The organism is Agrobacterium tumefaciens str. B6 (assembly GCF_001541315.1).
Lineage (GTDB): Bacteria > Pseudomonadota > Alphaproteobacteria > Rhizobiales > Rhizobiaceae > Agrobacterium > Agrobacterium radiobacter.
In genome coordinates this window covers 57,409-69,585 of the sequence record NZ_LMVK01000045.1, presented here as the reverse complement: position 1 = coordinate 69,585, position 12,177 = coordinate 57,409, and the positions used below count along the sequence as shown (strand labels likewise).

Genomic DNA, 12,177 nt, shown 5'->3' with positions numbered 1-12,177 from the left:
CGGGAGGAGGATAACCCGTGAGTGAGAATTCCGAGGCAACCATTTTGCTGAACGCCAACGACAATGTCGCGGTGGCGCGTCGGTCCATTCCGGCCGGCGGCGCAACGGGCAGGGGAGATCTGGCGGCGCTCGAGCTGATCGGGCGCGGGCATAAGGTGGCCCTCAAACTCATCAAATCCGGAGACGAGGTACTGAAATACGGACAGGTGATCGGCATCGCCACACAGGATATCGAGCCCGGCCGGCATGTTCACCTGCACAATCTTGCCATGGTGCCGTCCGAACACGCCCATCAGTTCAGTGTCGATATTGAAGAAAAGGGCATGCTGCCGGAAGCCGAGCGCCGGACGTTCAAGGGGTATGACCGCGGCCTCGGTGGCGTCGGAACGAGAAACTATATCGGCGTCATCGCTTCGGTGAACTGTTCCGCCACGGTATCGCGTTACATCGCTGATTATTTCAACAAGCAGGGCGGCCTTGATGGTTTCGACAATGTCGATGGCGTCGTGGCGCTGACCCATGGGGGCGGCTGTGCGCTGAACACAAAATCGGAAGGTTACCGCCTGCTGATCCGCACCATTCAGGGTTATGCCCGTCATCCTAATTTCGGCGGCATTCTGCTGATCGGCCTCGGCTGTGAAACCAACCAGATCGCCCCCATCCTCGAACATTACAAGATGGAAGAGGGTGAGCGGCTGCGTACCATGACGATCCAGCAGCATGGCGGCACCCGCAAGACGATCGATGCGGCGATTGCCGAGATCAAGGCCATGCTGCCAATGGTCAACGCCGCCCGCCGCACCGAGCAACCGCTCTCCAAGCTGAAGGTGGCGCTGGAATGTGGTGGTTCGGATGGTTATTCCGGCATTTCCGCCAACCCCGCTTTGGGTTATGCCTCCGACCTCATCGTCCGCAACGGCGGCACCACAGTCCTATCCGAAACGCCGGAGATTTACGGCGCCGAGCATCTGTTGACGAAGCGCGCAGTCACCCCTGCTGTGGCCGAAAAGCTCTTGCAGCGTATCGACTGGTGGCGGGATTATACCGCCCGCAACGGTGACGAACTCAACAACAACCCTTCCCACGGCAACAAGCTCGGCGGCCTGACCACCATTCTGGAAAAATCACTCGGCGCAGTCGCAAAGGGCGGCTCCATGCCGCTGAAGGCGGTTTATGAATTTGCCGAGACCGTGACGGAGCAGGGTTTCGTCTTCATGGATACACCAGGCTATGATCCCGTTGCCGTCACCGGCCAGGTCGCGGGCGGCTGCAACGTCATCTGTTTCACCACCGGCCGCGGCTCGGTCTCGGGCTTCAAGCCGGCTCCCTGCATCAAGATCGCCACCAATTCCGAAATGTATGAACACATGAAGGAAGACATGGATATCAATTGCGGCGAGATCGTCACCGGCAACGAAACCATCGAAGAATCCGGCAAACGAATTTTCGAGCATATTCTGGCCGTCGCATCCGGCGACAAGACCGTCAGCGAGATTTACGACTACGGCGACAACGAATTTGTGCCTTGGCAGGTTGGGGCTGTGACCTGAACCTGCGACACCAGACTGTCCCACGTGAAACAAAAGGCCCGGAAATCACTTTCCGGGCCTTTGTCATTTCTGCCTGTTCCGCACTTAGTGGCGGAAGTGACGCATGCCGGTAAAGACCATTGCCACATTGTGCTCGTTCGCAGCGTCGATCACTTCCTGATCGCGCATGGAGCCAGCCGGCTGGATAACAGCGGTAGCACCTGCGGCGATCGCGGCGAGCAGCCCGTCAGCAAAGGGATAAAATGCTTCCGAAGCGACGGCAGAGCCGCGTGTCAGCGGCTCGGAAAGACCAAGAGCCTTGGCGGCATCTTCCGCCTTCTGGGCGGCAATGCGGGCGGAATCCACACGGCTCATCTGGCCGGCACCGATGCCTGCGGTCTGCCCGTCCTTGGCATAGATAACGGCATTGGACTTAACATGCTTGGCGATCTTGAAAGCGAACTTCATATCTTCAAGTTCCTGCAGCGTCGGCGCACGCTTGGTGACCACCTGGAGGTCCAGATCTTCGACCATGCCATTGTCGCGGCTCTGCACCAGCAGGCCACCCGAAACGGTCTTCGCCGTAATCCCGGCCGCGCGCGGATCAGGCAGGCCACCGGCGGTCAGCAGGCGCAGGTTCGGCTTGCGGGCGATGATGGACTTGGCTTCTTCCGTCACGTCAGGTGCGATGATGACTTCCGTGAAGAGCTTGACGATCTCTTCCGCCGTTTCCGCATCAAGCGTGCGATTCAAGGCGATGACACCGCCAAAGGCGGAAACGGAATCACATGCCAGCGCGCGCCGATAGGCTTCGGCAAGCGTCGGGCCGGTCGCAACGCCACAGGGATTGGCGTGTTTGATGATGGCAACGGCCGGCGCGTTTTCCGGCAGGAATTCCGCCACAAGCTCGTAAGCTGCGTCCGTATCATTGATGTTGTTGTAGGAAAGCTGTTTGCCCTGAAGCAGAGTGGCGGTCGCCACGCCGGGGCGCTTCTCACCCGTCAGATAGAAGCCTGCGCTCTGGTGCGGGTTTTCGCCATAGCGCATCTTTTCCTTCAGCACGCCGCCGATGGCGCGGTAATCCGGCGTCTCGATCGCGAGCGCCTGGGCAAACCAGTTGGAAATCACCGCGTCATAGGCAGCCGTGCGGGCATAGGCCTTGGCGGCAAAACGCTGGCGTAGCGCATAGGAGGTCTGGCCGTCATCAGCCTGCAGGGCTTCAACCAGGTCAGGGTAATCGGACGGATCGGTAACAACAGTGACATAGGCATGGTTCTTGGCGGAAGCGCGGATCATTGCCGGGCCACCAATATCGATGTTTTCGACCGTCGTCGGATAATCGCCGCCCTTGGCGCGAACTTCCTCGAAGGGATAGAGATTGATGACCGAGAGATCGATCGCCTCGATGCCGTGCGCCTTCATCGCCTCGACATGCTCCGCGTCATCCCTGATAGCCAGCAGCCCACCATGGACATTGGGGTGCAGAGTCTTGACGCGGCCGTCCATGATCTCAGGAAAATTCGTCACGTCGGAGACATCCGTCACCGGCAGGCCTGCTTCCGCAATGGCTTTCGCCGTACCACCGGTCGACAGGAGCTTGACGCCAAGCTTCGACAGAACCGTCGCCAGCTCTATAATGTCAGTCTTGTCAGACACGGAAAGAAGCGCCGTGCGGATTTTGACCTTGTCGGGGGCGGGGATTTTCTTGGACACGACGGCCATCAGGCATACTCCGTTAAACGGGGAGGACAGGCTGGAATGGGATTGATCCAGCAATTGCCGCCGCGTTAACACAGCTTACCGGATTAATAAACAGCGGGGATGCTGAACGGCGTAAACTATGGCGGTTTTTGCCCCGCGCCGCCGGAAATTTCCTAGGCCTGGCGTTCAATCAGCCAGCGGATTTCCCGCGTATTCGCAAGATTGAAGGGGAGCTCGATCTGCTGAGAGGGCCGCATGCCGGACGCATCGGCCATAAACACATCCTCGGTGACGAAAAGCTCCAGCCCGGGTGCCGAAAACAGCCAGACGGTTCCATCCGCCGCCTCCAGGTAGACCGACTCTTCGTCCCGCTGGTGCAGCTGAATGTGAGGATGAATGTGGAAACGCGAAACCGCGGAGATCGACTGCAATTGCGTTTTTGCGGCATTCTCATCAGCCCGAAGCAGATCCCGGCCTTTTATCTTGGTGCCGGCCGCATTCAATTCTATTTCCCGCTCATGATAACAGCCGAAATTCTGCAAATAACCGTCATGAGACGCCCACAGGATGTCATTGCCGTTTGCGTCCGTTCCACGTCGGCTGTCAACCTGGCTGACACCTGATACCATGATCGGACCAAGCAGCCTCGAGCGCGACAGTCTGCAGGATGATGTATCCGCAAGCGTGACAGTGGAATGCGCGGCCGTCGAACGGCTGGCCCGCTGATATTCCGGCGCGGCATTGCGCGGAAAACCGGAATTGACGATGAAGCGGTTCTTGCCACAGGACATTTCAAACGAAAGGCAACCCGAATGGGCATTGCGTGAAAGCTCCGCCGAACCGGGATACCCTGTATCGACGATGATGACCGTATCGTCCGTCGCAAGCCGGTGATAGTTCACATCCGGCAGGACTTTGGAGGGCCGGCCAGCCGTTTCGTCGTAGCGCAGCACGGAAACAAGCTCATTGGCCAGCGTGGCCGTGGCGCCGTTGAACAGCGCGAGATCGCCGCCCTGATGCCGGAAGAACCGGATCGCCGGAAACATGCGGTCTATCGCCGGCACCAGACCGGAGGGGAGATCATGGCCCAGATTGATATAGCTTTGTCGCAGCGGCAGGAGATCGAGCAGCAAATCCAGCATGACCCGTGGGTTGCGGGAAACATGCCCGCCATCGGGTAGAATCTGGCGTTCCATTTCCTGAGCCAGCTTCATTCCGTTCCGGTTGATGCGCGACAGGCGGGTAGGCATGGCGATAGAGGCCATGGCGAGCGCGATCCTAACCCTCAGCCGCGCTTCGCCGTCAGGCGCATGTCTGACGATTCTTTCGAGATACCGCACGTGAAAGGCAAGGCTTTTCAGGAAACGGCGGTAAAAACCGGCATCAGCCTCGTATAAAACCACGGGAGAGTGCGAGAGCCAGGCTATCAACCTCTGCGCCGCGATTTCCGGCGACCAGGCGATACCCGCAAGCCGTCTGCCATGGATCACCATCCATTCGGCGACGATGCGGCGAGCCCGCTTACAGGCCTCGCTCGATTTATCGGAACGAATATGCCGCAGCCAAGTGAATGCATGCAGCCGTTCTTCAAAAACCGCCGAGGGGTAGTCCACCTGAAAGGGCGAAGCTCCGCCGGTTTCGACGACACGCCCGGCCAACGCGATGCGGCCCCGCAACAATTCCTCGGCGAAATAGGGATCGATCGCTCTGAGATCGGTCGGCGCCGCCACCAGACCATCGGGCACACGATTGGCAAATCGCGACACATGCAGGCGCAAGGGCGTAAGGCCGACACACAAATGACGATACGCCATCCGCGAAAGAAGACCGGCGGCATTCATGCTGCCTGCAAAGGACCCTAACAAGCTGTGTTTCCCGTTTCACATGTTTTGTTTTTATCAGTGAACCGCGACGACCGGAACGTTTTCGATAAATATCTAATGATTCGCGAGAGCTTGGCTTTTTTCTACTTCTTACGCAAGACACTGCTAAAAAACCCATCGACGCCGCCGAACATATCAGGCGTCGTACGAAGATCGCCATCGGCGCTGATAGCCGCTTCCATTCCGGGCCAATCCTCGCGGCGGACGGCAACACGCTCCACGCCGGGATTTTCCGCCAGAACCTCGGCAATCATCTCTTCCCCTTCGGAAGGATCAAGCGAGCAATTGGAGAAGACCACGAGACCGCCGGGACCAACAAGGGTCAGCGCCTGCCGCAGCATCTGGCCCTGAAGAGCGGCCAATTTGGCGATATCGTTCTCATCCTTGGTCCAGCAGACATCAGGATGTTTGCGAAGTGTCCCGGTGGAAGAACATGGCGCATCAAGGAGAACCGCGTCAAAAAGCTGTTCCGGCTGGTACTTCAGCATATTCGCCTCCCCCGTCTCGGCATTTAGGCCAAGTCGATCGAGATTTTCCCTGAGGCGACGAAGACGGTTGCCGGACTGATCCAGCGCCGTCACCTTGGCACCCGCCAGCGCAAGCTGGGCGGTCTTGCCGCCCGGGGCCGCGCAGAGATCGGCGACACGCTTGCCGGAGATATCGCCCAGTAACCTGACAGGCATGCTCGCCGCAAGATCCTGCACCCACCATGCACCCTCGGCGAAACCTTCGAGCGATGGGATTTGTCCCTCGAATTCACCCAGTCGCACGCTGCCGTTCGGCATGAGCGTACCACCCAGTTTCTCCGCCCAAAGAGCGGGATCCGCCTTGATCGTGAGATCAATGGAGGAGGGTGTCAGCTGCGCCTGCGAAATCCTTTGAGCTGCCTCATTTCCGTAAGCCGAAACAAGCCGCGCATAGAACCAGTCCGGCAGCACGGGAACATCGGCGACAGCCTTTTCGATCTCCGCTTTTTCACGACCGAGCCTTCTGAGAACGGCATTCACCAGCTTGACGAAACGCTTGTTGCGCGGATCGCGGTGAGCCTGCTCCACGGCGAGGTCGACAGCGGAATGATCCGGCACATCGAGGTAGAGCATCTGGGCTGCACCGACGACAAGGACGTGGTGCAGCGATCGCGCGCCCTGCGGCAGCGGCCCATCGAGCAGCATCGACAATGCCGTTTCAATCCGGGGCAGGTGGCGAAGCGCGCTGTTGACGATGGCCCTTACCAGCGCCCGGTCGGCAAGCGACAGGGCTCGATAGACGGGATTGCCGTTTTCGCTATCAAGCATCCCGTCCAGCGAGGTCTTCTTTTCCAGAACGGCCGCCAGAATGCGGGTGGCGGCAATGCGCGCGGCAAGGCCTGGCTTATCCTGGAAAGACGAAGGGCCGTCTTCACGGCCCCTCCCATTTGCAGGTCTCGGTTTTCTGGACCGCGCCGGCTTATTCTGAATATCGGATGTCAAGACCACGGCCCCTTGCGCTCGTTTTCATTGCCTCGTCCCCAGCCTGTTTTGGGAACAGAGCTTGATTTGCGCAGAGGTCTATCACCCGATGACGGCGGCGTCGATCCTCGCGGAGAAAACTCCTGCGCCATGGCGTGGAGCGCCGCCACGCGGTTTTCCGTGTTCGGATGCGTGGAAAAGAGATTGTCCATGCGCTCGCCGGAAAGCGGATTGATGATGAACATATGCGCCGTCGCCGGGTTGCGCTCGGCATCATCATTGTGAATGCGCTGCGCCATGCCCGAAATCTTCTGCAGGGCGGAGGCAAGCCAGAGCGGGTTGCCACAGATTTCCGCGCCGCGGCGGTCGGCGGAATATTCACGCGTGCGGCTGATCGCCATCTGCACCAGCATTGCCGCCAGCGGCGCGGCAATCATCGCAACCCGCCCACCGAAAAAGCCCAAGGGGTTGTTGTTGTCCCCCCGGTTGCCGCCGAAGAAGGAGGGAAAATTGCCGGGCATGGAAAGGGCCCCCGCCAGCGTGGCGGTGATTGTCATGGTCAGCGTATCCCGGTTCTGCACATGTGCGAGTTCATGCGCCATGACACCGGCCACTTCCTCAGGGGTCAAGCGCTCCAGCAACCCGGTCGAAGCCGCAACAGCGGCGTTCTGCGGATTTCGTCCAGTCGCGAAGGCATTGGGCTGCAGGCTGTCGTAAATATAGACCTTTGGCATTGGCAGACCGGCATTCTGCGACAGATCGCGGATCATATCAAAAAACTCAGGCGCATTGGCCTCATCAATCTCCCGCGCATGATAGGCGGAGAGGACCATCTTGTCAGAATTCCAGTAGGAGAAAAGATTCATACCGGCCGCAATAAGCAGCGCAATCATCATGCCGCCCTTGCCGCCAATCAGAAAACCGACACCCATGAACAATGCGGTCATGAAGGCCAGAAGCATTGCCGTGCGCATCATGTTCATCCGTTAAACTCTCCTTCTCACTCACCGGGAATATTCCGGGGTTTATAAAGCCCATCAGATTATATAATCTGGTAAGCGGCAAACGTATTTCAATATCCCGTCATAGGGAGGATTTCATGCAGAATGCGGATAATGACAATGCCACGGACGACGCCGAAAGGGCCAAGCAGCTTTCGCCGGCGGCGCAACGGGCTTTGAAGGAAGCAGAAGAACGGCGCAGACAACAGGCCGATCTTCAATTGCCGCCGGAAACGGGCGGTCGCGGTGGCGCTGAACCCGTGCGTTTCGGTGATTACGAAATAAAAGGCCGGGCCATCGATTTTTGAGCCCACAAATAAAAATACCCGCCTTTGGCGGGTATTTTATAATTAAAAACAATTAGTTACTACTTCTGCTCCAGAAGGCGGCATACCGCTTCAAGCTGTTCCAACGTCCGGTAACCGATGCGGATTTGCCCGGATCCACCTTTGTGGCTGATCTTCACATCGAGTCCGAGAGCATCGGACAGGCTGCGTTCGAGCGCGATCGTGTCGGAATCTTTTTCCGCAGCAGGTCGCTTCTCCGCTACATCACCCTGCGACTTGATATCGTTCTGCGCCAGACGCTCGGCATCACGCACCGAAAGTCCCTTGGACACGATTGTTTTGGCAAGCGTCGCCGGATCGGATGTGGAAACAAGCGCACGCGCGTGACCTGCGGAAAGCGAACCATCCGCCAGCATATCACGTACCGAATCTGGAAGCTTGAGAAGCCGAAGGCTATTGGCAACGTGGCTTCGGCTCTTGCCGATGATTTCGCCGAGATCATTTTGCGTATAGCCGTGTTCGGCGATCAGCTGTTCATATCCCATCGCTTCTTCGAGCGGATTGAGATCTGAACGCTGTACGTTTTCGACAATCGCTAATTCCAGCGCCGTGCGATCATCCACGTCGCGAACGATGACAGGGACATCGGTAAAGCCCGCCAGCTGCGCCGCGCGCCAGCGTCTTTCACCCGCAATAATCTCGTAGCGGTTGACTCCAACTGTTCTCACGACCACAGGCTGAACAATTCCGTGCTGACGAATGGAGGCGGCCAGATCCTGCAGCTCATTCTCATCGAAATGACGACGGGGGTTTCTCTGGCTGCGAGCGATGAATTCGATCGGAATGGTACGGTCAGCATTAACAGCGCGCTGAGGCTCACCCACCGGCACTGGTTGATCCATTTCTCCGATCAATGCAGCAAGACCGCGCCCCAGCCGACGCTTGGAAAGATCATCACTCATAAGATATTACTCCATACATTCCGGCAAACGTCAGGCGGCTTTACGCAGACGCTCTCTCTGGATCACTTCGGACGCCAGCTGCAAATAGGCCTGGCTGCCGGCGCATTTCAGATCGTAAAGAATTGCCGGTTTACCATAAGAAGGCGCTTCGGAAACACGCACGTTGCGTGGAATGAGCGTGTGGTAAACCTTTTCTCCAAGATGCGTGCGCACATCTGACACAACCTGTTGCGCAAGATTGTTCCGCGCATCGAACATCGTCAGAACGATGCCCTGTATATCAAGCTGCGGATTGACCGACCCTCGAATCTGACTGACCGTGTCCAGCAGCTGACTAAGGCCCTCCAGCGCAAAGAACTCGCATTGCAGTGGCACGAGTACAGAATGCGCCGCCGTCATCGCATTCATGGTCAGAAGATTGAAAGAAGGGGGGCAATCAACAAGAATATAGGAATAGCCTCTGGCTTCTTGTGTTTCCATGGCTGCGCGCAACAGAAAAACGCGGTTGGAAACATTCGCGACCTGCATCTCGAAACCGAGCAGATCCATCGTGGAAGGCACGATATCGAGATTGGGAACTGCCGTGGGAACAGCAACTTCCGCGACTCCATGATCTCCCACCAGAAGATCATAAGACGAAAGCTTGCGCTCCTTGCGGTCGATTCCAAGGCCGGTACTCGCATTACCCTGCGGGTCCAGATCCACGATCAGCACCCGCTCACCAATAGCCGCCAGCGCGGTAGCCAGATTAATGGCGGTGGTTGTTTTACCAACGCCGCCTTTCTGGTTAGCAACTGCGATAATCCGGTTTTTTTCAAAAGTCATACCGCACCTGGCCAGTTCGTCAGCGCCTCAAAACGAGGTTGCTGATTTCAAGAACAACAGAATCTGCCTCAATGGCACTCTGATGTTTTACCAGATCAAACTCCCAGCGACCACGTGCTTTCTGCACTTCGGAATCATAATCCCGGCCTTTATTAAAATAGGCCTTCAGATTTGGATTATTCCGCGCCCAGGGGTGAATATAATCGAAAAGCAGGTCCAGTTCGGCGAGCGCGCGCGCTGAAACGGCGTCGCAATTCTTGATGACTTCGGGTGCCCTCTCGATTCTGACAGGATGTACCGCACCTCTTGCACCGGTTTCCTTCAGTGCAATTCGCAGGAATGCCGCTTTTTTATTGTTGCTTTCAACGAGATCGACCCAGCCATCGCCAAGCTCAGCCAGAAAAATTGCAGTGACGACGCCAGGGAATCCGCCGCCGCTTCCAAGATCAATCCAGTTTTTTGGCCGAGGGGAGAGCTGAAATATCTGCGCGCTGTCGGCGACATGCCGGCTCCAAAGCTCGGTGAGAGTGGAGGGCGCGACCAGATTTGTGGTTCTGTTCCACTTCTTAAAAAGCTCGACAAAATGTTCGAGCCTCTCCTGTGTTTCACGTGAAACACTCTGGCCGTTTATCTTCATAATCCGACTCGCTATTGGTGCATGCGCAATTTTTCATTTCGCGTTGCGGAGTCCTTCCGCAGAAGCGCGAGCAGCAGCGATATCGCAGCCGGTGTCATGCCGTCAACACGGGCGGCCTGCGCAATATTTTCGGGACGGGCTTTTTCCAGCTTTTGTTTAAGCTCATTGGAGAGGCCGGAGAGGTCCTTAAAGTCGAAATCGTCGGGAATTTTCCTGTCTTCATCCCGTTTGATATCAACGATATCAGCGCTCTGCCTCTGCATATAGACCGCATAGCTCGCTTCGATCTGCAAGACTTCGGCGACTTTCCTGTCAAGCGCGCCCAATTCAGGCCAATGTCCGGTGAGGGTCTCCAACGTCATATCAGGATAGGCGAGTAATTCATAAACGGAACGGCGCTGGCCGTCCTGATTGAGTTTCAATCCCTGTTTTGCCGCCTGGGACGGACTGATGGAGATTGCCTTCATCAACTCACGACCACGATCCAGATCGGAAATGAACTTTGCAAACCGTTCCTGCCGCTCACGACCGACAATGCCCACCATCTGGCCGACGGGTGTAAGTCGCAGATCCGCATTATCCACGCGCAGCGAGAGGCGATACTCCGCTCTTGATGTAAACATCCGGTAGGGTTCACTGACACCCTTTGACGTCAGGTCATCGATCATGACACCGATATAGGACTCGGTGCGGCTGAAATAGACTGGATCAGCATCGCCCGCATAAAGCGAAGCGTTCAGACCGGCCACGAGGCCCTGGGCACCCGCTTCTTCATAACCGGTCGTGCCGTTGATCTGGCCGGCAAGAAACAGCCCCGGAATCTTGCGGCATTCCAGAGACGGCTTCAGCCCGCGCGGATCGACATAATCATATTCGATCGCATAGCCAGGCTGGAGAATTGTAACCTGTTCAAGCCCGGGTATCGTCCTGATAAATTGCTCCTGCACGGAAGCGGGCAGGGAAGTCGATATGCCGTTCGGATAGATGGTGTGATCATCGAGGCCTTCCGGCTCGAGAAATATCTGGTGACCGTCCCGCTCGCCGAAACGGGTTATCTTGTCTTCAATTGACGGGCAATAACGCGGACCAACCCCTTCGATCTGACCGGAGTACATTGCCGATAGATGAATATTGTCCTTGATAATCCTGTGACCAGCAGGCGTGGTGCGAGTGACGCCACACTCGATCTGGGGATTAACAATATGATCCGTCATGAAGGAAAACGGTACGGGATCCTCATCAGCCGCCTGGCGATCCACCGCATTCCAGTCAATCGTACGTCCGTCCAGTCGGGCAGGGGTCCCTGTTTTCAGACGACCCATAACAAGACCGAGCCGCGAGAGCGTATCCGAGAGACCTAGAGACGGCATTTCTCCTACGCGCCCCGCCGGAATCTTTTCGGAACCGATATGAATGAGACCACGCAGGAAAGTGCCGCTCGTCAGCACAACGGCGCTGCAAGGAATCCGGCTACCGTTTTTCATGACAACCGCCGCGACCCGATCATCGGCCATTTCAATATCGAAAGCATCACCCTCAATAATCGTCAGGTTTTCAATCGCATCGATTTCACGCTGCATCGCCTCTCGATAAAGCCGTCGATCGGCCTGTGTGCGCGGCCCGCGAACAGCGGGACCCTTCTTGCGATTGAGCATGCGGAACTGGATACCCGCCGCATCGGCAACGCGGCCCATCAAACCGTCCAGCGCATCGATCTCACGGACGAGATGCCCCTTGCCGAGGCCGCCAATAGCGGGGTTACAGGACATCACGCCAATCGTCTCGCGCTTGTGGGTTACAAGGGCGGTTTTTGCGCCATGCCTTGCAGCTGCGGCTGCGGCTTCGCTGCCCGCGTGACCACCACCAATTACAATGACATCGAATGACTGGTGCATATCCTTGCG

Annotated in this window: 10 protein-coding genes; 2 read left to right on the top strand and 8 right to left on the bottom strand. The window is 57.2% G+C overall.

What is annotated here, in order from left to right:
* The first annotated feature begins 17 nt into the window (after positions 1 to 17).
* Positions 18 to 1,550 (top strand): UxaA family hydrolase, encoded by a 1,533-nt coding sequence (locus ASB65_RS21390; RefSeq protein ID WP_060725306.1) that lies wholly within the window; start codon positions 18 to 20, stop codon positions 1,548 to 1,550.
* Positions 1,551 to 1,634: 84 nt separating this feature from the next.
* Here ASB65_RS21390 and purH read toward each other — a convergent pair whose 3' ends face one another.
* From purH to htpX, 4 genes are all read right to left on the bottom strand, one after another.
* Positions 1,635 to 3,251: a bifunctional phosphoribosylaminoimidazolecarboxamide formyltransferase/IMP cyclohydrolase gene (gene purH / locus ASB65_RS21385; protein ID WP_060725305.1), complete on the bottom strand. Its 1,617-nt coding sequence runs from the start codon at positions 3,249 to 3,251 to the stop codon at positions 1,635 to 1,637.
* 152 nt (positions 3,252 to 3,403) lie between these two features.
* Positions 3,404 to 5,071 (bottom strand): heparinase II/III family protein, encoded by a 1,668-nt coding sequence (locus ASB65_RS21380; RefSeq protein WP_003505317.1) that lies wholly within the window; start codon positions 5,069 to 5,071, stop codon positions 3,404 to 3,406.
* A gap of 125 nt (positions 5,072 to 5,196) precedes the next feature.
* Positions 5,197 to 6,582: an RsmB/NOP family class I SAM-dependent RNA methyltransferase gene (locus ASB65_RS21375; protein WP_060725304.1), complete on the bottom strand. Its 1,386-nt coding sequence runs from the start codon at positions 6,580 to 6,582 to the stop codon at positions 5,197 to 5,199.
* A complete protein-coding gene (gene htpX, locus ASB65_RS21370; RefSeq protein WP_060725303.1) occupies positions 6,579 to 7,544 on the bottom strand; it encodes a zinc metalloprotease HtpX in 966 nt (321 codons plus the stop codon). The genes ASB65_RS21375 and htpX overlap by 4 nt, the downstream gene beginning before the upstream one ends.
* 116 nt (positions 7,545 to 7,660) lie before the next feature.
* Between htpX and ASB65_RS21365 the strand changes: the two genes are divergently transcribed.
* Complete coding sequence (locus ASB65_RS21365; RefSeq protein ID WP_060725302.1) at positions 7,661 to 7,870, top strand: DUF1674 domain-containing protein; 210 nt, start codon at positions 7,661 to 7,663, stop codon at positions 7,868 to 7,870.
* Between the two features lie 59 nt (positions 7,871 to 7,929).
* On the opposite strand, the gene ASB65_RS21360 is transcribed toward ASB65_RS21365, so the two are convergent.
* Genes ASB65_RS21360 through mnmG form a run of 4 tightly spaced genes read right to left on the bottom strand, consistent with a single transcriptional unit; the run spans position 7,930 to position 12,168 of the window.
* Positions 7,930 to 8,811, bottom strand: coding sequence for a ParB/RepB/Spo0J family partition protein (locus ASB65_RS21360; protein ID WP_060725301.1), 882 nt, complete (start codon positions 8,809 to 8,811; stop codon positions 7,930 to 7,932).
* A gap of 30 nt (positions 8,812 to 8,841) precedes the next feature.
* Positions 8,842 to 9,636 carry a ParA family protein gene (locus tag ASB65_RS21355; protein WP_003505322.1) on the bottom strand — a complete coding sequence of 265 codons (795 nt, stop codon included), beginning with the start codon at positions 9,634 to 9,636 and terminating at the stop codon, positions 8,842 to 8,844.
* Positions 9,637 to 9,655: 19 nt separating this feature from the next.
* The gene (gene rsmG / locus ASB65_RS21350) at positions 9,656 to 10,273 is read right to left on the bottom strand and encodes a 16S rRNA (guanine(527)-N(7))-methyltransferase RsmG (RefSeq protein ID WP_060725300.1); all 618 of its coding nucleotides are present in this window, start codon (positions 10,271 to 10,273) and stop codon (positions 9,656 to 9,658) included.
* An 11-nt stretch (positions 10,274 to 10,284) separates the two neighbouring features.
* Positions 10,285 to 12,168, bottom strand: a complete 1,884-nt coding sequence (mnmG, locus tag ASB65_RS21345) for a tRNA uridine-5-carboxymethylaminomethyl(34) synthesis enzyme MnmG (protein ID WP_060725299.1) — start codon at positions 12,166 to 12,168, stop codon at positions 10,285 to 10,287.
* Positions 12,169 to 12,177: the final 9 nt, after the last annotated feature.